At 72.5% G+C, this 20,350-nt stretch carries 20 protein-coding genes and 1 other RNA gene; 14 read left to right on the top strand and 7 right to left on the bottom strand.

Going from position 1 to position 20,350, the window contains the following annotated elements; all coding sequences use genetic code 11:
• The first annotated feature begins 27 nt into the window (after positions 1-27).
• Entirely contained in the window at positions 28-1,008 is a 981-nt protein-coding gene (locus ABD126_RS04795) for a cobalamin biosynthesis protein (RefSeq protein WP_343932391.1), read from the top strand.
• On the opposite strand, the gene ABD126_RS04790 is transcribed toward ABD126_RS04795, so the two are convergent.
• The 4 genes from ABD126_RS04790 to ABD126_RS04775 are packed head-to-tail and all read right to left on the bottom strand — an operon-like array spanning position 929 to position 3,551.
• Positions 929-1,726, bottom strand: a complete 798-nt coding sequence (locus tag ABD126_RS04790; protein ID WP_343932390.1) for an SURF1 family cytochrome oxidase biogenesis protein — start codon at positions 1,724-1,726, stop codon at positions 929-931. The genes ABD126_RS04795 and ABD126_RS04790 overlap by 80 nt on opposite strands.
• Before the next feature lie 16 nt (positions 1,727-1,742).
• A complete protein-coding gene (locus ABD126_RS04785) occupies positions 1,743-2,306 on the bottom strand; it encodes a DUF1349 domain-containing protein (RefSeq protein ID WP_343932389.1) in 564 nt (187 codons plus the stop codon).
• Between the two features lie 7 nt (positions 2,307-2,313).
• Positions 2,314-3,144, bottom strand: a complete 831-nt coding sequence (locus ABD126_RS04780; RefSeq protein WP_343932388.1) for a fructosamine kinase family protein — start codon at positions 3,142-3,144, stop codon at positions 2,314-2,316.
• Positions 3,141-3,551: a low molecular weight protein-tyrosine-phosphatase gene (locus ABD126_RS04775; protein ID WP_425542739.1), complete on the bottom strand. Its 411-nt coding sequence runs from the start codon at positions 3,549-3,551 to the stop codon at positions 3,141-3,143. The genes ABD126_RS04780 and ABD126_RS04775 overlap by 4 nt, the downstream gene beginning before the upstream one ends.
• A 173-nt stretch (positions 3,552-3,724) precedes the next feature.
• Here ABD126_RS04775 and ABD126_RS04770 point away from each other — a divergent pair, with 173 nt between their 5' ends.
• From ABD126_RS04770 to ABD126_RS04745, 6 genes are all read left to right on the top strand, one after another.
• Positions 3,725-4,180: a hypothetical protein gene (locus ABD126_RS04770; protein WP_343932386.1), complete on the top strand. Its 456-nt coding sequence runs from the start codon at positions 3,725-3,727 to the stop codon at positions 4,178-4,180.
• A 222-nt stretch (positions 4,181-4,402) separates the two neighbouring features.
• On the top strand, positions 4,403-5,386 hold the full coding sequence (locus tag ABD126_RS04765) for a polyprenyl synthetase family protein (RefSeq protein WP_343932385.1): 984 nt from the start codon (positions 4,403-4,405) through the stop codon (positions 5,384-5,386).
• Between the two features lie 43 nt (positions 5,387-5,429).
• The gene (gene cobC, locus ABD126_RS04760; protein ID WP_343932384.1) at positions 5,430-6,473 is read left to right on the top strand and encodes an Rv2231c family histidinol phosphate aminotransferase CobC; all 1,044 of its coding nucleotides are present in this window, start codon (positions 5,430-5,432) and stop codon (positions 6,471-6,473) included.
• Positions 6,470-7,609 carry a Nif3-like dinuclear metal center hexameric protein gene (locus ABD126_RS04755; protein ID WP_343932383.1) on the top strand — a complete coding sequence of 380 codons (1,140 nt, stop codon included), beginning with the start codon at positions 6,470-6,472 and terminating at the stop codon, positions 7,607-7,609. Before cobC ends, ABD126_RS04755 begins: the two co-directional genes overlap by 4 nt.
• A gap of 2 nt (positions 7,610-7,611) precedes the next feature.
• The gene (locus tag ABD126_RS04750; protein ID WP_343932382.1) at positions 7,612-8,349 is read left to right on the top strand and encodes a zinc ribbon domain-containing protein; all 738 of its coding nucleotides are present in this window, start codon (positions 7,612-7,614) and stop codon (positions 8,347-8,349) included.
• On the top strand, positions 8,346-9,749 hold the full coding sequence (locus ABD126_RS04745; protein ID WP_425542738.1) for a bifunctional RNase H/acid phosphatase: 1,404 nt from the start codon (positions 8,346-8,348) through the stop codon (positions 9,747-9,749). Before ABD126_RS04750 ends, ABD126_RS04745 begins: the two co-directional genes overlap by 4 nt.
• Here the strand turns inward: ABD126_RS04745 and ssuE are convergent.
• Positions 9,746-10,303: an NADPH-dependent FMN reductase gene (ssuE, locus tag ABD126_RS04740; protein ID WP_343932381.1), complete on the bottom strand. Its 558-nt coding sequence runs from the start codon at positions 10,301-10,303 to the stop codon at positions 9,746-9,748. The genes ABD126_RS04745 and ssuE overlap by 4 nt on opposite strands.
• 221 nt (positions 10,304-10,524) lie before the next feature.
• Between ssuE and rnpB the strand changes: the two genes are divergently transcribed.
• An RNA gene (rnpB, locus tag ABD126_RS04735) (RNase P RNA component class A) lies at positions 10,525-10,925 on the top strand.
• Between the two features lie 226 nt (positions 10,926-11,151).
• Entirely contained in the window at positions 11,152-12,756 is a 1,605-nt protein-coding gene (locus tag ABD126_RS04730) for a DUF6345 domain-containing protein (protein ID WP_343932380.1), read from the top strand.
• Positions 12,757-12,960: 204 nt separating this feature from the next.
• On the opposite strand, the gene ABD126_RS04725 is transcribed toward ABD126_RS04730, so the two are convergent.
• Both ABD126_RS04725 and ABD126_RS04720 read right to left on the bottom strand, forming a co-directional pair.
• Positions 12,961-13,455, bottom strand: a complete 495-nt coding sequence (locus ABD126_RS04725; protein WP_343932379.1) for a pyridoxamine 5'-phosphate oxidase family protein — start codon at positions 13,453-13,455, stop codon at positions 12,961-12,963.
• Positions 13,456-13,503: 48 nt separating this feature from the next.
• The gene (locus ABD126_RS04720) at positions 13,504-13,806 is read right to left on the bottom strand and encodes a ParB family protein (RefSeq protein ID WP_343932378.1); all 303 of its coding nucleotides are present in this window, start codon (positions 13,804-13,806) and stop codon (positions 13,504-13,506) included.
• A gap of 424 nt (positions 13,807-14,230) precedes the next feature.
• Between ABD126_RS04720 and ABD126_RS04715 the strand changes: the two genes are divergently transcribed.
• The 5 genes from ABD126_RS04715 to ABD126_RS04695 are packed head-to-tail and all read left to right on the top strand — an operon-like array spanning position 14,231 to position 20,349.
• Positions 14,231-14,509 carry a hypothetical protein gene (locus tag ABD126_RS04715; RefSeq protein WP_337727298.1) on the top strand — a complete coding sequence of 93 codons (279 nt, stop codon included), beginning with the start codon at positions 14,231-14,233 and terminating at the stop codon, positions 14,507-14,509.
• A 3-nt stretch (positions 14,510-14,512) separates the two neighbouring features.
• Positions 14,513-14,989 carry a hypothetical protein gene (locus ABD126_RS04710; RefSeq protein ID WP_343932377.1) on the top strand — a complete coding sequence of 159 codons (477 nt, stop codon included), beginning with the start codon at positions 14,513-14,515 and terminating at the stop codon, positions 14,987-14,989.
• A complete protein-coding gene (locus tag ABD126_RS04705; RefSeq protein ID WP_425542737.1) occupies positions 14,970-17,831 on the top strand; it encodes an ATP-binding protein in 2,862 nt (953 codons plus the stop codon). The genes ABD126_RS04710 and ABD126_RS04705 overlap by 20 nt, the downstream gene beginning before the upstream one ends.
• A complete protein-coding gene (locus tag ABD126_RS04700) occupies positions 17,828-19,735 on the top strand; it encodes a hypothetical protein (RefSeq protein ID WP_343932376.1) in 1,908 nt (635 codons plus the stop codon). Before ABD126_RS04705 ends, ABD126_RS04700 begins: the two co-directional genes overlap by 4 nt.
• A complete protein-coding gene (locus ABD126_RS04695) occupies positions 19,735-20,349 on the top strand; it encodes a hypothetical protein (protein ID WP_343932375.1) in 615 nt (204 codons plus the stop codon). The genes ABD126_RS04700 and ABD126_RS04695 overlap by 1 nt, the downstream gene beginning before the upstream one ends.
• The last annotated feature ends 1 nt before the right edge of the window (position 20,350 follow it).

Below are 20,350 nucleotides of genomic sequence, written 5' to 3'. Positions count from 1 at the left end.
CGACTCCTCGCGGGATACCGTGCCCCCGTGAGTGTGGGACGCGCGGTCGGGTTGGTGCTGGGGGTGGCCGCCGACGCGGTGTTCGGAGACCCCCGCAGATATCACCCGGTAGCGGGATTCGGCCGCGTCGCCGCGTCGCTGGAGCGCAAGGTCTACCGCGACCACGAGGCCGCCGGCGCCGCCTACACCGCCGCTCTGGTCGGTGGCGCCGTGCTGGCGGGCGTCGCCGTCGAACGCCTCGGCAAGCGGCACCCCGTCTTCCAGGCCGTGACCACCGCCGCCGCCACGTGGGCCGTGCTCGGCGGGTCGTCGCTGGCCGACGAGGGCACCGCGATGGGCCGCGAGCTCGACGGCGGCGACCTGGACGCGGCCCGCCGCCGCCTGCCGAACCTGTGCGGCCGGGAACCGAGCCGCCTGGACACCCTCGGCCTGGCCAAAGCGACCGTCGAATCCGTGGCGGAGAACACGTCCGACGCCGTCGTCGCCCCGCTGTTCTGGGGCGCGGTCGCGGGCGTGCCGGGCCTGCTCGGCTACCGCGCGGCGAACACGCTGGACGCCATGGTGGGCCACCGCAACGCCCGCTACAGCCGGTTCGGCTGGGCCTCGGCCCGGCTGGACGACCTGGCCAACCTGGTGCCGTCCCGGCTCGCGGCCCTGCTCACCACGGCGGGCGCGCCGGTGGTCGGCGGCTCGGGCGGCGAGGCGTGGCGGACGTGGCGGCGGGACGCCTCGGCCCACCCGAGCCCGAACGCGGGCCAGGTGGAGGCGGCGTTCGCGGGCGCGCTGGAGATCCGGCTGGGTGGCCGCACGGTGTACGCGCACGGCGCGGAGGACCGCCCGGTGCTGGGCCACGGCCGCAACCCGGACGCGGGCCACGTGACGCGGGCGGTGGAGCTGTCGCGGGTGGTCGGCGCGGGCGCCGCCGCGGTCACCTCGGCGCTGGCGCTCCTGCTTCGTCCTCGGCGAGCATCTCGGCGACGGACTTCCGCTTCGGCCTCGGCTCGCTGAGCGCGCCGCCCGGCCGGGCCTCGCGGACGGTGAAGTACAGCCACCCGGCCAGGGCCATCGCGCCGAACGCGATCCACTGCAGGGCGTAGGAGAAGAACGGGCCGGCGTCCAGCTTGGGCAGCGGCAGCGCTTCTTCCAGGCCCGGCTGGCCCTCGGTGAGCTGGAAGTAGCCGGGGCGGATGTCCAGGCCCGCCGCGCGGCCCACGACGGCCGAGTTGATCGCGTAGACCTCGCGGTGGCCGTCGCGCTCGATGGCGTCGCGGTTGTCGTTCTCGCCGGCCCGCACCCAGGCGATGAGCGTCACGGTGTCCGTGGGCACGGGCTTGAGCTCGGGCACCTTCAGCCCGTTCACCGGCCGCACGTACCCGCGGTCGACCAGCACGGTCTCGCCGCTGTCCAGCCGGAACGGGGTCAGCACCTCGGAGGCCGCCTCGCCCTGCACGGTCCGCAGCCGCGCGATGGCCTGCCCCTCGGGCAGGTAGCGGCCGGTCATGGTGACCCGCCGCCACTCGTTGGCCGCGTTGGGCTCGCCCAGGACCTGCGCGACGGGCACCGGCTGGTCGCGGATGGACGAGGTCACGGCGTGGTTCTGGGCCTCGCGCTCGGTGTCGCGGCTGAACTGCCACGGGGCGAGCAGCGCGAAGCACGCGCCCGCGAACACCCAGACCGCCAGCGTCAACGCGAGCCAGCCGGGTCGCAACAGGAAGCTCAACCGCACGGTTCCACGGTAAGCCCTAGGCCGTTGTGACCTGCACCCGGTCGAACCGGGCGGCGAAACCGGGCCCGGTGGGCGCCGCCGCCATCACCCCGGCCAGCACCTCGACCTCGGGCGGGAAGTACGCGAGCCGCAGCATCGTAGTCGGCTCGTCGTCGCCCAGGCCGTACCGGACGGTCACCGTGTCGCCCTCGCGCGCGGCGGAGATCGTGACGCGGGTGATCGGCCCGGCGGGGACGACCGACCAGTCCGAGAAGTCGCGGGTGACGACCGTGCTGACCTGGAACTCGTCGTCCACCAGTTCGACGCCCGCCTTGATCCAGTTCCGCTCGTCCACGCGCAGCGCGATGCCCGCCTGGTCGTACTGGGCGGCGTAGTCGGCGGTGAAGGCGGCCAGCAGGCAGAAGTCGCCGGTCAGGGGGACGCCCAGCACGTGGCCGGTGTCCCGGGTGAACCCGTAGTGCGTGGTGCGCCAGAAGTCCGTGTCCGGGTCGGTGGTGATGGTCAGCCCGCCCTCGTCGGACCAGGAGGCGGGCTCGTTGAGCCACTGCCAGTCGTCGCGGTCGAACGCCGAGATCCCCATGCGGCCATCATGGCAGCGCGCGGGCGGCCGTCAGGGTTCGTTGCACATAGCTGCCGCCGAAGACCACCACGTGGACCAACAGCGGGAAGAGCTGGTGCAACGGGACGCGGTCGCGCCACCCGTCGGCCAGTGGCGCGACCTCCTGGTAGGCGGCCAGGACGCGGTCGAGGTGGGGGCAGCCGAACAGGTCGAGCATGGCGAGGTCGCTCTCCCGGTGCCCGCCGTGGGCGGCCGGGTCGATCAGCCAGGCCCGGCCGTCGGCGGCCCAGTGGACGTTGCCGTTCCACAGGTCGCCGTGCAGCCGCGCCGGTGGCTCGTCCGGCGCTTCGACCCGGACGGCGTCGACCAGCTTCGCCTGGTCCGTGGTCAACTCGCCCTGGTTGACGGCTCTGCGCAGGTAGAAGTCGATGCGGTCGGCCTTGAACCAGTCCGCCCAGGTGTCGTGGGGGCGGTTGCGCATTGGGGCGAGGCCGATGGAGGCGTGCTCGGGGCCGTCGGGCGGGGGAGCGCCGAACGCGGGCGCGCCGGTGGCGTGCAGGGCGGCGAGCCGGCGGCCGAACTCCTCGGCGGCCCCCGGGGTGGCCCGGCCGCGTTCGACCTGGTCCATGACCAGCCAGTGGCCGCCGTGGCCGCGCACGCCGGGCACCGGCGGCCCCTCGGGCTCGGCCAGCCACTCCAGGGACTTGGCCTCGGCGAGCACGGCGTTCGGGTCGTCGTGCCGCTTGACCACCACGAGGTCGCCGTCTGCGAGGTCCACCTCGAACACCGCGCCGCCGAGGGGCCGCACCTCCAGCGCGGGGACGCCGGTCAGCTCGGCGGCGGCCTCGCCGGGGGTCACAGGTTCTCCCGCACCCACGCCAGCAGGCCGGGCATCGCCGCTTCGACCTGCTCGATCACCAGGTCGAAGCCGGCCTTGTCGCCGTAGTACGGGTCCGGCACGTCCGTGCCGTCGGCGTCCGGGTCGAACGAGCGCAGCAGGCGGACCCGGTCGTGGTCGGGCGCCATCCGCCGCAGCGACCGGGCGTGCCCGGAGTCCAGGGCGACCAGCAGGTCCGCGTCCAGGTGGTTCTCGTCCACCTGCGCGGCCGTGTGCTCGGTCGGGTAACCGTTGTCCGCCAACGACTTCGCCGCCCGCGGGTCGGCCGGGTCGCCGACGTGCCAGCCGCCGGTGCCCGCGCTGGTGACGGTCACGTGATCACCCAACCCGGCCCGCCGCAGGTGCTCGCGGAATATGATCGCGGCCACGGGAGAGCGGCAGATGTTGCCGGTGCATACAAAGGTCACCGAAAGCGTCACGGCACGAGAGTGTGCCAGGTTGGGCGCTCCGGGTGAGGGTTCTGGACGGCGCCGTCCGGCACGCACGACCATCGTCGAGCACCGGCTCGTTGGGGGACTTTTCGATGTCAGGCGTCGTCGGCGTGGTGCTGCTGCTGTGCGCGGGAGCGGCGGTGTTCGTCGCGCTCTCGTGGTGGCAGCGGTCGTGGCCGGAGACGCCCGTGTTCGCCCGGCCCCGCCCGTCGGGTGCGGTGGAGCGCGGGTTGTGGCCCGACGCCAACGCCGGCTTCTTCACCGATCGCGGCTTCCTGTTCCGGAAACGGCATTTCTTCGTCGCCACCGGGTGCCCGCCGACCCGAATCGCGGACTTCCCGTCACTGGACGTGCGCAGGCGTGTGCAGCCCGTGCGGGTGGCACGGGTCGGTATCCGTTCCTGGTGGTGGTTCGAGGACTCTTTCTACCGCGAATCCGCCGGTTGTTCGGAGGGTGACGTGGTGGCTCTCGTGCGTGAGCGCGAGCGTCTTGAGCAGGCCAGACGCGAACGGGCGAAGCTGATCTCCGACCTGGACGCAAACCTCCGCAAACGCGATCAGGAGTAACGTCGAAGGGTATTCGCGCGAAGTGTTGTGTGTAGCGGTAAATCCTCTTGAGAGGACCTGAGCGACCCCATGAGGGACTTCGCAGCCCATGACGCACGTCCGCCGATGCGGTGGCATTGGGTGTTGTGCGTCCTACTGGTGCTCATCGCGGTCGCGGCGTCGATTCTGTAGATCATTCGCATCTCAGCGGCCTCTCAGCAGGCCCGCGCGACGATCGATGGCGTGAGCACCACGACCATGCCGACCATCCCGGCGCTCGCCGACGCGCTGCCGGTGGTCGAGGACGAGATCCGGCGGCTGGCGACGTCGTCCACGTTGCCGATCGTCAACACGTTCTCCGGCCGCATCACCGCCGCCGGCGGCAAGCGCCTGCGTTCCATGCTGATCCTGTCCGGCGCGCTGGCCCTGTCCGGCGAGATCGGGCCCAGGGCGGTCACCTCGGCGGCGTGCGTGGAGCTGCTGCACGCCGGTTCCCTGGTGCACGACGACCTGATGGACAACGCCGTCGAGCGGCGCGGCGTGCGCACCGTCAACGCCGAGTGGGGCGCCGGCCCCGCCGTGCTGGTCGGCGACTTCATGCTGGCCCGGGCGAGCCAGGCCGCGTTGGAGCGGATCTCCCCGTTCGCGGCGGGCAAGCTCGCGGCGGCGGTGGCCGACCTGGTGGAGGGCCAGGTGCTGGAGGTGCTCGACCTGTTCGACCCGCACCGGACACCGGAGAACGCGTTGCGCTCCATCGCGTTGAAGACCGGCGCGCTGTTCCGGGTCGGCTGCGTGCTGGCGGCGCACGTGGCCGACGCCGACGAGGAGACCACCGTGCGGATGTCGGAGTACGGGGCGCACTTCGGCCTGCTGTTCCAGATCCTCGACGACCTGCTCGACCTGGCGTCCACCACCGAACGCCTGGGCAAGCCCGCCGGCAACGACATCCGCCAGGGCGTCTACACGTTCCCGCTGCTGCGGGCGGTGACCGACGAGCAGCGCGAACTGCTGGCGACACGCGGGCGTGAGCTGACCGACGCGGAGGTCGCCGGGTTGTTGCACGAGCTGCGCGGGTCGAGCCTGGTGCCGGACACGCTCGCCTACTGCACCAGCCTGGCGGCGCAGACCGCGCACGCGCTGCCGGACCTGCCGGAGTCCGACGCGCTGGGCGTCCTGCGCGAGCTGCCCCGCGCCTACCTCGACTGGGCGGCGTCCCGGATCACCTGAGCGCGGTGCGGGCCGGGGGTGGGGATCGCCTAGACTTCCCGCGATGACCAGCCAGGATTCCGGCCGGGCGCTGCTGCGCCACCACGGGGACGTCGACGCGGCTCCCGGCCTTGTCGACTTCGCGGTGAACGTGCGGATGCCCGCCCCGCCGGCCTGGTTGAAGGACCGGCTGGCGGCGGTGCTGGACGGCCTCGGGGCCTACCCGAGCGCGGCGGCGGACCGGGCGGCCCGCGAGGTCGTCGCGGCCCGGCACGGCCGGCGGCCCGACGAGGTGCTGATCCTGGCCGGCGCGGCCGAGGGATTCGCGCTGCTGCCGTCGCTGCACCCGTCGCTGGCGGCCGTGGTGCACCCCTCGTTCACCGAGCCCGAGGTGGCGTTGCGGGACGCGGGTGTGCCGGTGCAGCGGGTGCACCTGTCGGCGGCGGATGGCTACCGGCTGCGGCCCGCGCTGGTGCCCGACGACGCGGACCTCGTGGTCGTGGGCAACCCGACCAACCCGACGTCGGTGCTGCACCCGGCCGAGGTGGTGGCCTCGTTGAGCCGGCCCGGCCGCGTCCTGGTGGTGGACGAGGCGTTCGCGGACACCGTGCCCGGCGAGCCGGAGTCGCTGGCCGGGCGCGGGGACGTGCCCGGGTTGCTGGTGTTGCGCAGCCTGACCAAGACGTGGGGGCTGGCGGGGCTGCGGGCCGGGTACGTGCTCGGCGCGCCCGAGCTGCTGGCCAAGCTCGCCCTGCACCGTCCACAGTGGCCGGTGAGCAGCTTCGTGCTGGAGGCGGTCACGGCGTGCTGCGAGCCCGCGGCGGTCGCCGAGGCCGAGGCGCTGGCCGTGCAGTGCCGGGAGCACACCCGGCACGCCGTGGAGGCGCTGGGTGACCTGGTGGTCGTCCCGCCGCACGCGCCGTTCGCGCTGCTGCGCGTGCCGAACGGCGAACGGGTGCGGTTGGCGTTGCGGGACAAGGGGATCGCCGTGCGGCGCGGGGACACGTTCCCCGGCCTGACCCGGGACCACCTGCGGGTCGCCGTGCGGGCGCCCGAGGAGTTCGCGCTGCTGGTGGACGCGCTGCGAGTCGTGCTGGAGGAACGGTGACCACGCTGGGGGACGTCCTCGCCGCCCTGGAACAGGCCTACCCGCCCGCCACCGCCGAGTCGTGGGACGCGGTCGGCCTGGTGTGCGGCGACCGCGCGGAACCGGTGTCCCGGGTGCTGTTCTGCGTCGACGTCGACCGGTCCACTGTGGACGAGGCGGTCGAGGTGGGCGCGCAGCTGCTGGTGGCGCACCACCCGTTGCTGCTGCGCGGGGTGACCGGCGTCCCGGCCGACGACCCGAAGGGCGCGCTGGTGCACCGGCTCATCCGGTCGGGCGTCGCCCTCTACACCGCCCACACCAACGCCGACGCCGCGAACCCCGGCGTCTCCGACGCGCTGGCCCAGGCCATCGGGCTGACCGTCACCGGTCCGCTGACCCCGAACCCCGGCCGTGAGCTGGACGTGCTGGCCACGTACGTGCCGGTGGCCGACGCGGCGAAGGTGCTCGACGCCCTGCACGCCGCCGGCGCGGGCTCGATCGGCGACTACCGCGACACCGCGTGGAGCGTGGACGGAACCGGCCAGTTCCGGCCCGTCGAGGGCGCGAACCCGGCCATCGGCAGCGTCGGCGAGCTGGAACGGGTCGCCGAGACCCGGATCGAGATCGTGCTCGACCGCCGGCTGCGCGCCGACGTCGTCCGCGCCCTGCGCGCCGCGCACCCGTACGAAGAGGTCGCGTTCAACCTGAACGAGGTGCCGGCGCTGCCGTCGGACACCGGCATCGGCCGCGTCGGCGTGCTGCCCGAGCCCGAGCCGCTGCGCGTGTTCGCCCAGCGGGTCGCCGACGCCCTGCCCCCGACCGAGTGGGGTGTGCGCGCCGCCGGCGACCCGGAGCGGCCGATCCGGACCGTCGCCGTGTGCGGCGGCGCGGGCGACAGCTACCTGTCCGCCGCGACCCGCGCGGGCGTCGACGCCTACGTCACCTCCGACCTGCGCCACCACCCGGCGGGCGAGCACGTGGCGAAGGGCGGCCCCGCGCTGGTGGACGTGGCGCACTGGGCCGGGGAGTGGCCGTGGTGCGGGCAGGCGGCCGAAGTCGTGCGGGCCGCGTTCGGCGGTACGGTCGATGTCCTCGTCTCCACCCGCCGGACCGACCCGTGGACCGTGGGTGCGACGAGCCGAACTGGAGGGCGCTGAAAGTGAAAGCCGAACCCGCCGTGCAGCGCAGGCTGCTCGACCTGGCGCAGGTCGACGCCGAGCTGTCGCGCGCGGCCCACCGCCGCCGGACGCTGCCGGAGATCACCGAGATCGCCGAGGCCGAGAAGCAGGTGCGCGCCAAGCAGGACGCCCTGACCACGATCGAGACGACGCTGGGCGACCTCAACCGCGAGGTCAAGCGCCAGGAGACCGAGATCGACCAGGTCCGCGCCCGCGAGGACCGCGACCGCAAGCTGCTCACCTCCGGGACGGTCGGCGCCAAGCAGCTCACCGACCTGGAGCACGAACTGGCGACGCTGGAGCGCCGGCAGGCCGCCCTGGAGGACGACCTGCTGGAGCTGATGGAGCGGCGCGAGGCCGTCGAGGCGGACGTGCAGCACGCGCGCGTCGAGCTGGACAAGGCGCAGGAGGCCCTGACCGACGCGGCGCGGCGGCGGGACAGCGCGCTGGCCGACCTGGAGTCCACCGAGGCCAAGCGCACGGCCGAGCGCGCGACCGTGGTCAAGCAGTTCCCGGAGCCGCTGCTGGCGCTCTACGACCGGGTGCGGGCGCACAAGGGCATCGGGGCGGCGCTGCTGCAGTCGCGGCGGTGCGGCGCGTGCCGCATCGAGCTGGACCGCAGCGCGTTCAACAACGTCAAGGAGTCCGCTCCGGACGAGGTCGTGCAGTGCGAGGAGTGCGGCGCGATCATGGTGCGGACCGCGGAATCGGGCCTGTGAAGGTCGTCGTCGAGGCGGACGGCGGCTCGCGCGGCAACCCGGGCCCGGCGGGCTACGGGGCGGTCGTGCGGACGCCGTCGGGTGACGTGCTGGCCGAGCGGTCGGCCGGCATCGGCGTCGCCACCAACAACGTCGCCGAGTACCGGGGCCTGATCGCGGGCCTGCGCGCGGCGGCGGAGGTGGGCGCCTCGACGGTCGTCGCCCGCATGGACTCGAAGCTGGTCGTCGAGCAGATGTCCGGCCGCTGGCAGGTCAAGCACCCGTCCATGCAGCCGCTGGCGGCCCAGGCGCGTGAGGCGGCGCGGGCGTTCGAGTCGGTGACCTACGAATGGGTGCCGCGCAACGAGAACAAGCACGCCGACCGGCTGGCGAACGAGGCGATGGACACCCAGGCCGGCCTCGCGCGGGGCGGCGAGGCGCGGCCTCCGGCCCCCGCTTCCATTGTCCCACGGGGGACCGACAATCCGGCCGGAGCGCCCTCGGGGTCCAGTGTCCCAGCCGGCACCGACAAAACGGCCGGAGCGCGGCGTGGGGCCGGTGTCCCGGCCGGTGCCGACGAAAGGACCGGAGCGCGGCGTGGGGCCGGCGCTGACGAAACGGCCCGAGCGCGGCGTGGGGCCGGTGCCCCGGCCGGCGCTGACGAAACGGCTGGAGCGCGGCGGGGGGTCGGTGCCCCGGCCGGCGACGGCAGCGCCGACGGCATGCTCGACCTGAACCTGTCGGCCGCCGAGGAGGGCGTCGGTCAGGCCGAGACCGCGCCGCCCTCCTCGTGGACCGGCGCGATCGGCGAGCCCACCCGGCTCTACCTGCTGCGCCACGGCCAGACCGAGCTGTCCGTCGCCCGCCGCTACTCCGGGCGCGGCAACCCGCCGCTGACCGACGTCGGCCGGCGGCAGGCCGAAGCCGCCGCGCGCCGCCTGGCCAAGGTGGACCGCCTGACCGCCGTCGTCTCCTCACCGCTGGACCGCGCGCACCAGACCGCGCAGGCCGTGGCGCAGGCCGTCGGGCTGGAGGCCACGACGCACGACGGGCTCATCGAGACCGACTTCGGCGCCTGGGAGGGTCTGACCTTCGCCGAGGCCGCCGCGCGCGACCCGCAGGTGCACCGGCTGTGGCTGGGCGACCCCGGCGTCCCCGCGCCCGGCGGCGAGAGCTTCGACGAGGTCCACGACCGCGTCCGCCGCGCCCTGCACGAGCTGCTCGACCGCCACGCCGGCGGCAACGTCGTCGTGGTCAGCCACGTCACGCCGATCAAGCAGCTGCTGCGCATCGCGCTGGACTCCGGCCCGTCGCTGCTGTTCCGGCTGCACCTGGACCTGGCGTCGCTGTCGGTCGTCGAGTTCTACCCCGACGGGCACTGCTCGGTCCGGCTGGTCAACGACACCTCGCACCTCGGCTAGCCGGCCGGGCGCAGCCGGGCTCCCTCGCGGCGGAACCGGACGTCCCGCACGGCCAGCGTGAACCTGTCCACGGCCGTGCGGATGTCGTCGGCCGGGCCGGGCGCGATCACGTCGTCCACGATGTCCGGGTCCAGCACGAACTCGCCGCGCAGCACGGTGTCCGCGCCCTTGCCCGCCAGCAGCGGGTTGAGGGCGTAGTCCATCGCGACCAGGAAGCCCTGGCTGCCGCCGGTGGCCAGGGGCAGGACCACCCGGCCGCGCAACGCCTTCTTCGGCAACAGGTCGAGCAGCGCCTTCACCAGCCCGCTGTAGGCCGCCCGGTACACGGGGCTCGCCACGACGATGCCGTCCGCGCGCAGCACGGCGCTCACCGCGTCGCCGATCTCCGGGTCCCGGAGGTCCTCGGTGAGCAGCGACAGCGTCGGGAGCTGCCGCACGTGCAGCACCCGCACGTCGTGGCCGGCCTCCCGGAGCAGGTCGTCGACGTACCGCACGACCACGCCGGTGCGCGACGCGGGAGAAGGGCTTCCGGAAATGACCAAAATGGACGACATGGCTCGCTGACACCTTCCGGGAAAAGGCTCGGACTACGAGATGAAATGTGTCAGCGACAACAGATCGCGGTGGCCGCCCGACCGAAGTCGATGTGCCTGCGGCGGGTGAGTCCCCCGATTCCTGCCATGTTCCGAGTAGAGCAGCACGTTCCACATCACGACAAGGTTTCGGCCGGCCGGTTCCACTGCCTGGGACGTCGTCGCGTACGATGGGGGCCGGATGAGTCGGCAGGGCGGTCGCGTCGACAGATTTCGTGTCTGTCGCCGAGGAAAGTCCGGACTCCGCAGGGCAGGGTGGTTGTTAACGGCAACCAGGGGCGACCCTCGGGACAGTGCCACAGAGAACAGACCGCCCCGGCGACGAGCCGGGGTAAGGGTGAAACGGTGGTGTAAGAGACCACCAGCGCCCCGGGTGACCGGGGCGGCTAGGTAAACCCCACCCGGAGCAAGGCCAAGAGGGTGCCCCAGGGCACCTGCGCAGGCGATCGAGGGCGGCCCGCCCGATGCCTGCGGGTAGGCCGCACGAGCCTGTCGGCGACGGCAGGCCGAGATGGATGGCCGCCGAACGGGACCGCCGCGAGGCGCCCGGGAACAGAATCCGGCTTACATGCCGACTCATCCGACCCACTGCGGTTTTCCGCACGAGCAACGTGTTGCGCCATTCGGCTCCGGCGCAGGTGGTAAACGCGTTTCGGGCGCACTGGTCCGCCTATAAGTCCCTTGCGCCACAACGTCGTTACACATTTGGGGCCGTTCGAGTGGTCCTCGGTATCACCGGGTCCGGGACCGAGTCCTCCTGCCGAACCGCGGGGCCCTGCTCCCGCGGTCGTCGAAGAGGAGGAAAAGCCATGTCCAGTACCAAGCGGGCCGCCACGTGGCTCGCACTGACCGGCTTGATCGGCGCGGCGTCGGTCACCAGCACCGTCACCGCCTCGGCCGCGGTCACGGAACTGCCGGTCTACGAGGTCCGCGGCGCCGGGCTCAGCCCGGACCAGGCCGCGGCCCTGCAACGGGCGTTCGGGCTGAAGGACGTGCAGCGCGACGACAGCGGTGCGGTCGCGTTCGCCGACGAGACCACCTACCTGAAGGTGCCGGGCCTGGACCAGGGCGCCGGCCGCGCCGACGAGGACGGTCTGGAGACCCGCCAGACCGCCCTGGACCTCGAAGGCCTCAAGCGCATCCGCGTGCTCCCCGTCGAGGACGCCACCAAGCGCGCGGTCGAGACCCTGCGCGGCGCGGGCCTGTTGCCCGCGAACGCCTTCGCCGCCGCGAAGCACACGACGTTCGAGGTCCTCGACGTCAACGGGCGCCCCCTGTACTCGGCGCCCATCGACACCGCGGTGTCCTTCACGTTCACCCTCGACGGCATCCCGCTCGAAGGCGCCGGCGCGAAGCTGCGCGTCGCGTTCGACGGCCAGGGCGCGGTCGCCGGTCTCACGCACAGCACGCGCGAGTTGGCGCAGGCGGGCACGATCCCGGTGCTCGACCTGACCGCCGGCCGGGAGCGGTGCGCCAAGCAGTTCGGCGGCGCGGCGAAGGTCACCGACGTCTCGTACGTCTACGACGCGCCCGCGTTGTCCGAGCGCATCGACAAGCTGGAGCCGAGCATCCGCTGCGCCGGCACGACCCCCGACGGCTCGGCCGCGCAGTCGCTGACCGTGCCCGCCGCGGTCGACGGTTCCCTGCCGGAGCCCGGCCCCCAGCAGCCGCCGCGCACGGAGGGCGCGATCGCGCCGCAGTGGACCTCGCGGGTCGACGTCGGCAGCGAGGGCACCGGCGCGTGCTCCGGGTTGCCGTGGACGCACCTGAACGTGGGGGCGTTCAACAACCAGTTCACCAGCCGGGGCATCCCGGTCCAGTTCAGCTGGCTCAACCAGAACGCGTGGGAGCGGGACTTCAAGGACCCGGCGTTCCCCGGCGGCTGGGACCACATGTACGCGGACGACGTGGACATGACGTACTGGCAGGGGCACGGTTCGCCGACCGGCTTCTCGTTCTCGGGGTGCAGCGCGAACACGGACGGCTTCCTGTCCAACAACGACGCCCGGTGGGGCAACCGGGACGTCGAGTGGATGAGCCTGTTCACGTGCTCGATCCTGCAGCACACGTCGGGCGGGCTGAACTGGGCGCAGCGGTGGGGCAAGGCCTTCCGGGGGCTGCACCAGATCAACAGCTTCGACACGGTGTCGATGCACAGCGCGGTGCACGGTGGGCGGTTCGGCCACTACATGCTGCGGACGCCGTTCTTGTGGTGGAACCAGCCGATGAAGGTCCGCGACGCGTGGGCGCAGGCGTCGATCGACACCCAGCCGGCGTGGGTGGTGTGGGCGACCATGGGGCCGATCGGCAACGCGTGGATCGCGAACTTCAACGACTACTTCTGGACCAAGGGCCCGGTCGGCCCGGACACCCTGCCGACGGTGGGCTTCTGGCGCCTGTCCGGCACGAGCTGAGCCGGATGATGATCTCTTGATCGGGAGGTCGGCGTCCTTCCGCGCGACTGGGGGCGGAAGGACGCCGACCGCCGCTTCGGGGCAGGTCGAAAGCCTCACCCGATCGTGCGACATGTCGATCTCGGCACCGATCGCCGACTCGCGCGTCCCGTGAACAAGGAGCGCGGAACAGCGGCCGGCCCCATTCCATCCCGGCTCTCGTCGTCAGAAGCGGTAGCGGGTTTGGGAGTACGGGGACTTCGCGAAACCGAAGGCGGTCGTCGGTTCCACGCGGAAGACCAGGGCGGTGCCGTGGGGGTTCGCGAAGCCGCCCTCCACCACCTCGAAGCGCCACTCCGGGCCGTACTTCGACTCCCACTCCGCCGCCAGCACGCGCAAGCCCGCCTCGTCCGCCACGCGCACCGCCACCCCCTCCACGACCACGTCCAAGCCGCCGTGCAGGGCGTTGTCGCCCGTCGTCAGCACGACCCGCGGGTTGGCGGTCAGGTTCCGGGCCTTGCGTTCGTCGGCCCCCGTGCAGAAGTGCAGGGCGTCGGTGTGCCACACGGCGATCAGCGGGGTCACGTGCGGGCGGCCGTCGGGGCGGACCGTGGTCAGCCGGTACAGCTCCGCCGAGGACAGCGCCCGCTCGGCCACCGGCCACGGGGTGGCGGGGGCGTCCGGGTCGCCGTAGCGCGGGTCTACTTCGGTTCGGGGCATGGCTTCCACCGTGGCACGGGAACCTCGGGAACGGGTCGCACGGGGACTTCAGGAACGGCGGGACGGGCGGCCCGGGGGCATGCGGTGGACCGGGCGGAAGGGCTCGCCCTCGTTGAACCGCCGCTCCAGCTCGGCCACGTACGCCTCCACGGCCGGGTTCACGATGTCCGCCAGGCTGCGCACCCCCGCCGCCGGCTCGTACGCCGCCAGGTAGGTCGCCGCCGCCCGGGCGCGCTCCAGCACGTCCTGGTCGAAGTTGACCGTCCGCTGAACCCGCCGCCCCGGGCGGCCGTCCGTCCCGGTAGCCTGATCCGTGCCCGGGACGGCCACGGAGACCGTGATTTCCTTCACTCCGGAGGCTGGTTCGGGTGCGGCTTCAGGCGGTTGGACCATGCTGCGAGCCTCCTCGGCGTCGTCACTCCGGGGTGCGGCCCGATCGGGTCCGCGTCCCGGCCGGACGGGTCATCGCTGCGGCGGTTTGGATAGGGGGACCAGGGTCGTGCACACAGTGCGTGACCAGGGAGTTCGCAGTCGGGTGAACTATCTCAGCAATCGGGAGAATCCAGTGTCGCCGGTTCTCCACCGGCTCCCCTCGAACGATGATGTGCGTGGTCAGATTAGACGTAATCAACATCCAGGGGAACCGCTATTGATCTACCCACCGCTAGCCGACCGATACACCTCGTGACGAAGACGTGTTCTACTCGATAGCGCACGAACCGGACGGGAACCCCTCGACCCGCCCGGCGAAGTCCTGCGTACTCAGGAGTACGAGATGACCGCCCAGACCCTGGTAACACTCGCGCAGCAGCAACCGGTCGCGCCCGGCACAGGCGGCCTGCGCCAGTGGATCCTCGACAACCTGGTTCCGCTGCTCTTGCTGACCGTGGCCCTGCTCCTGCTGTGGCTGGGCGGCGGCAAGGGCGACAACGCCGGGGTCATGCGCCGTCTCGGCGGCGTCATCATCGCGTTGGCGATCATCGGACTGGCGGTGACCACGAACGCCGGGGCGAACATCGGCCAGTGGATCGCCGGCCTGTTCACCGGCGGGTGACCCTTGCGGGTACGCACTGACGACGAGGTCTACCGGGTCGACGCCGTCTGGCTCGGGCCGCCCAAGGCCACCTTCCCGTGGCGGGCCCGCTACGTGGCCTGGGGCGTCGGGATCGTGGTGTTCCTGCTGGTCACCGCGGTTCAGCGGCAGATCGGCTTCGGCTTCGACTTCATCAACACCGGCTGGGGCTTCGTGATCACGATCGCGTTGACCCGGTTCATCACCGCCCGGATCAGCCACGAACGCCCGCTGTCGTCGGTCATGACGATGTGGGTGCGGGAGCTGACCGCGCCGCGGGAGAAGACCTCCGGCCAGGGGGGCGCCGCCAGCGCCGCCCGCATCCGGGTCAACCCGCAGCGCCCCCGGAGGCGTCCCAAGAACAAGGGGGCGAAGCGCTCGGCGACCGCCACCCCGACCCCGCACCGCAGGCAGTCAGACCGCCGTAAGAAGGAGGTTCGCGGTGTTCGGACGCCGGCGTGACCGCAACCGACGCTCCGCCGCGCACGTCGCCCAGCACGCGGCGGCGTCCCGGGACGACCGCAAGGTCTACAGCAAGCGCGGTCGCCGCCTGCCCGGTGAGCAGGCCGTGCCGAGCTACACCCCGTCGATCGCCGCGCGCAGCATCGACGGCCACCTGCTGCGCACCGGCCAGGAGGTCTACGCCTGGTACAAGCTCGCGCCGCAGCGCTGGTCGTTCCGCTCGGACTCGCAGCGCCAGGACCTGATCGCCGCCATCGCGGGCCAGTACGCCGAGCTCCAGGGCCGCTGGATGCACCTGCGGGTGACCACCCGGCCCTACCCGATCCGCATGTGGGCCGAGGCGCACGTGCACAACGCGGTGCGCCGCCTGCCCGACACCCCGGGCACGCTGTCCTTCGACGACTACATGGTCGGCGAGCAGCAGCAGCTCATGGGCCGCTCGATGGCGGAGAAAGAGGTCTACCTGGGCGTCCAGGTGCAGACCCGCAACATGATGGACCGCGCCGTCGAACGCGCCGCGCCCGTGCTGCGCAAGGTCTTCCCCGACGCCGTGGACGCCGAGCTGGTCGCGATCGAGTCCGAGATCGACCACCTCGACCAGGTCATCGGGTCCGCCGGGCTCGAAGGCCGCCCGGTGACGGCCGAGGAGATGTCCTGGCTGATGCACCGGTCGTGCTCGCTGGGCCTGCCCGCGCCGCGCAACCTGCCCGCCGTGCCGGGCGCGCCGTGGGAGCCGGAGGACCTGGCGTCGTTCACCGACGCCGCGGACTTCCACCAGGACCCGTACGCGCCGACCGTGACCGTCCGGGGCCGCACCGGCTCCAACGCGGGCATCAAGCGGCACGTCGCCGTGCTCACCGTCGGGCTCATGCACGGCCTCCAGATCCCCGAGGTCGACGACCCGTGGGTGCAGCGGTCCGACCGGCTGCCCGCGGCGGTCGAGTGGTCGGCGCGGATCTACGTGCGGCGGCCGGAGGAGGTGTCCGGCGAGCTGCAGCGGCAGATGTCCAAGGTCCGCTCGCAGGTCCGGCACTACACCGACGAGCACGAGCTGGAGCCGCCGCAGTCGTTGGCGCGGCAGGCGTCGCGGGTGCTGGAGATCGACGACGAGATGACGTCGGGCTTCACCGCCCTGGGCACGCGGGTGCGCAGCTGGTGGCGGCTGGCGGTGTCCGGGCCGACCGAGCGCGAGGCGCTGCGCCTGGCGCAGGCGCTGCTGGACCTCTACAAGCCGAAGGTCGCCATCGAGCACCCCGAGGCGCAGTACGCGATCGCGCGGGAGTTCATCCCGGGCGAGCCGCTGTCGTCGTCGGCGTACCTGCGGCGCGGGTCGGTGCTGTGGGCGGCGTCGGCCGTGCCCACCGCGACCGCCGAGGTCGGCGACCGGCGCGGCATCCTGCTCGGCGAGACGGTCACCGCGACCCGCCGCCCGGTGGCGTGGGACCCGTGGATGGCGCAGGAACTGCGGGACGCGTCCGGCCTGACCGCGATGGTCGCGGGCCTGGGCGCGGGCAAGTCGTTCCTCGGCGGCGGCATCGTCTACAAGACGCTGCGGTCCGGCGCGCACTGGACGCTGCTCGACCCGTCCGGCCCGCTGGCCGCCCTGTGCGACCTGCCCGAGCTGCGGCCCTACGCCCGGCCGATCAACCTGCTCAACGCCCAGCCCGGCATCCTCAACCCCTACCGCGTGGTGGCGGAGCCGCAGCTGGAGCACTTCATGGACGAGGAGGACCCGGAACGGGCGTGGCGGCGCGAACGCGCGCTGGCCGCGGCCACCCGGCGCCGCCTGGTCCTGGACGTGCTGTCCGGCCTGCTGCCGTTCGAGGTGGCGCGGCTGCCGCAGACCCGGATCGTGCTGCTGCGCGCGGTCCGCACGGTCGGCGGCCGGCCCGACGCGCACCCCGGCATGGTGTTCGAGGCGCTGCGGCGGGACGCGTCGGAGCACCACGAGCACGCCGTGGTCGTGGCGGACTTCCTGGACGAGATGCGCGAGCGCATGTCGCTGCTCATCCCGGAACAGGACGCCGACCCGTACAACGAGCAGCGCGACGACCGCCTGACCGTGCTGACCATGGCGGGCCTGAACCTGCCGAAGGACGGCGTCGGCCGCGAGCACTGGACCGACGCCGAGGCGCTCGGCGTCGAGATGCTCAACCTGGCCGCGTGGCTGACCCAGCGGTCGATCTACGAGCGCCCGAAGGACCTCCGCAAGGGCGTGTGGATCGACGAGGCGTTCTTCCTGTCCGAGGTCCCGACGGGCCGCGTGCTGATGAACCGCTTCGCCCGCGACTCCCGCAAGTGGAACGTGCGCGTGCTGCTGTCGTCCCAGATCCCGGCGGACTTCCTGAAGATCCAGGGTTTCGTGACCCTGCTCGACTCGGTCTTCGTGGGACGCCTGGACGACGACCAGGCCCAGGCGGACGCGTTGCGCCTGCTGAAGGTCCCGGTCGGCGCGGGCTACGAGCAGGTGGTCGCGTCCCTGGGCCGCCGCCCCGGCGGCGCCCGCACCGCGACCGAACGCGACCGCGCCCCCCGCCAGTTCATCTTCGGCGACGGCGCGGGCGGCGTGGAACGCATCCGCATCGACTTCTCCGGCCCGCACCTGGAACACCTCCGCAACGCCCTGGACACCACCCCGGACGCGCTGCGCGACGGCCCGGACCAGGCGGAGCTCGAACTGTCGTCCCCGCCGCAGGACCCGTTCGCCTACGCGGACGACCTGACCGACGACATCGACGACGAACTGGCCGCCGACCTCGAAGTGGGCTTGGTCGACGACCTGGTCGACTCGACGCACGGTGAGGGAGGAACCCGCCGCCAGGGCCGGGAAGGTGCGGCATGAGCACCCTCCTCCTGGTGGCGGCCATCGCCGCCGCGCTCTACGCGCGGCGGCGCTTCAGACGCGCCCGTGCCGCGACCCCCGCGGCACCGGCAAGTCCCCGTCGCACGCGCTGGGCCGCCATGACGGCCGTGACCGCGATCATGAGCCTCCAGGTGGTCTTCGGCGCACCGGCCGCCCACGCCGCGCCGTGTGGCGAGGCGCCCGGGCCCGAGCGGCCGGGTTCGGGCATGGTCGGCGCGATCGACCCGCCGATCGGCAACGGCGTGAAGGACTCGCCGTACCTGGTCTACGGGTACGCCGGCATGGTCTGGCACACCTACCAGGAGAAGTGCCTGGTGCCCAACGCCACCCCGGTGCTGGACACGTGGATGGGCAACCAGCTGTTCAACGCCGGCAAGAACATCGTCGGCGCGACCAACGCCCTGCACTACACCGTCGTGGGCCAGGGCCTGCTCCAGCCGCTGGACGACGCCGTGAAGGCGGGCGTGCAGAAGGTCTACGACAACGTCTACCTGCGCTGGTTCGGCCTGGTGGCGCTGATCCTGGCGATCCTGATGTTCCGCCAGATCTGGAACGGCGACCTGGCCAACATCAGCAAGCGCGGCCTGTGGGCGCTGGCCGCGATGTGGCTCGCGACCTCCACGCTCGCGCTGCCGCAGTTCTACGACGTGCTGGACAACACGCTCGTCACCAGGACCTCCGAGATCCAGGCCGGGTTCGTGGACGTCGAGGAGAACAAGGACAGCCTCGACGTGCTGCCGTCGCGGCTGCACGACTCGGTGGTCTACCAGAGCTGGCTGCGCGGCGAGTTCGGCTCGCCCGAGGCGCCGCAGGCGACCGAGTTCGGGCCCAAGCTGCTGGCCGCCCAGGCGTGGACGGTGCAGGAGATCGGCGAGCACAAGGACGGCGACCAGGCCGCCCTGGAAGCCAAGCGCAACGAGTACAAGAACATCTACGCGCAGCTCGGTCCCGCCAAGGGTTACTTCACCGGCGAGGCGGGCGGCCGGACCGGCGCGGGTTTCCTGTCGCTGCTGCAGGCCATCGCGTTCTCGCTGTTCCAGTTGTTCGCCAAGGCCGCGGTCCTGCTCGCCCAGCTCCTGCTGCGCGTGCTGACCCTCGCCGGGCCGCTGATCGGCCTGGTCGCCCTGGTGCACCACGACCTGCTGCGCAAGGTCGGCCGCGCCGCCGCCGTGACCGTGTTCAACGTGCTGGTCCTGGCGGTGCTGGCGGGCACGCACGCGTTGCTGCTGCAGGCGATCTTCAACGCCTCGGGCCTGTCGCTGCTCACCCGGACGTTGCTCGGCCTGATGCTGACGCTGGTCTGCTTCATGGTCGGCAAGCCCATGCGGCGCATGTGGCAGATGGTCGAGATGTCGGCCGGTTCGGCGGCCAACGCGCTGCCGATGCGTGGCGGGTTGCTGTCCATGTTGCGGCGCAGGAAGGACAGTGGGCCTTCGCCGCAGGAGGAGTTCTGGGACACCGTGCGGGACACGGATCCGGATGGCGATGTGCCGCAGCGGGCTCGTGGGCGGGTTCGGCCGGAGGCCGCCAACCCCGTGGTCGCGACCGCGCACCGGCTCGACCGGAACGGTGTGGCGGGCGAACTGGGTGGCGGGGTGGCCGTCAACGGGCACAACGCCTTGCCCGGCAACGGGTACGGCGGGCCGGCCGCGTTGCCGTCCGGTAGGTCGCGGGTGGTGGACGCGCCGCCGGTCGCCGATCGGAACTGGGACAGGTTGGACGACGCCGTGCTGGTGCCCTCGCGGGTGCAGCCGGGGTTCTCGCGGCTCTCGGACAGCACCGTCGTGCCGGGGCCGCGGCGGGCGGAGACGGAGGTCGTGGCGGGGCGGCAGGTCCACGTGATCTACCGGCCGTCGCGCGGGCTTGAGGTCAGGGACAGCTGATGCCGATCAGGACCAACCGGGGGCGCGCGGCGGTCTACCGCCGCCTGTGGGGGTGGCCGCTCAAGTCGCCCACCCACCTGGTCGCGACGATCGTCGGGGTGGTCGCGGTCGTGGCGACGGTGAGCATCGTGGTGGACAAGACGTTGGGGGACAAGAAGAACGGTGCGGGCGGCGTGGTCGTGACGACGACGTCCGGCGCGCCGAAGGCGTCCGGCGGCAACCAGATCGGCGTGCTGCCGAGCACGGGCACCACGTCCCCCCTGCCGACGAAGGCGCCGAGCCCCACCAACGCCGCGCCGTCCGCACCGGTCAGCGCGGACGCGCAGCTGGTCGCGGAGAGCTGGATCGACGCCTGGCTTAACCACCCGCCCGGCATCACCAACGCCAAGTGGCTCCAGGGCATGGAGCGGTGGACGTCGAAGGAGTTGCTGCCGACGCTGCAATCCGTCGACCCGCAGAACGTGCCCAAGGAGCTCAAGAGCAAGGTCACGCCGAAGAACGCGACCACCGATTCGGTCGATTTCGAAGCCGACCTGGAAACCGGCAAGCTCGTGGTGACCGTGGTCAAGCTGCCTGAGGGCTGGCGCGTGCACAAGTACAGCAGGGTGGGCTGAG

Origin of the sequence: Saccharothrix mutabilis subsp. mutabilis (assembly GCF_039521145.1) — a bacterium.
GTDB lineage: Bacteria > Actinomycetota > Actinomycetes > Mycobacteriales > Pseudonocardiaceae > Actinosynnema > Actinosynnema mutabilis.
This window is presented reverse-complemented; position numbering and strand designations above follow the sequence as displayed.

Coding starts and splice junctions, on each gene's coding strand:
- ABD126_RS04785 (WP_343932389.1), bottom strand. CDS start 2,306: ATGGGGATCTCGGCGTTCGACCGCGACGACTGGCAGTGGCTCAACGAG.
- cobC (WP_343932384.1), top strand. CDS start 5,430: ATGACCAGCCAGGATTCCGGCCGGGCGCTGCTGCGCCACCACGGGGAC.
- ssuE (WP_343932381.1), bottom strand. CDS start 10,303: ATGTCGTCCATTTTGGTCATTTCCGGAAGCCCTTCTCCCGCGTCGCGC.
- ABD126_RS04730 (WP_343932380.1), top strand. CDS start 11,152: ATGTCCAGTACCAAGCGGGCCGCCACGTGGCTCGCACTGACCGGCTTG.
- ABD126_RS04725 (WP_343932379.1), bottom strand. CDS start 13,455: ATGCCCCGAACCGAAGTAGACCCGCGCTACGGCGACCCGGACGCCCCC.
- ABD126_RS04715 (WP_337727298.1), top strand. CDS start 14,231: ATGACCGCCCAGACCCTGGTAACACTCGCGCAGCAGCAACCGGTCGCG.
- ABD126_RS04700 (WP_343932376.1), top strand. CDS start 17,828: ATGAGCACCCTCCTCCTGGTGGCGGCCATCGCCGCCGCGCTCTACGCG.
- ABD126_RS04695 (WP_343932375.1), top strand. CDS start 19,735: ATGCCGATCAGGACCAACCGGGGGCGCGCGGCGGTCTACCGCCGCCTG.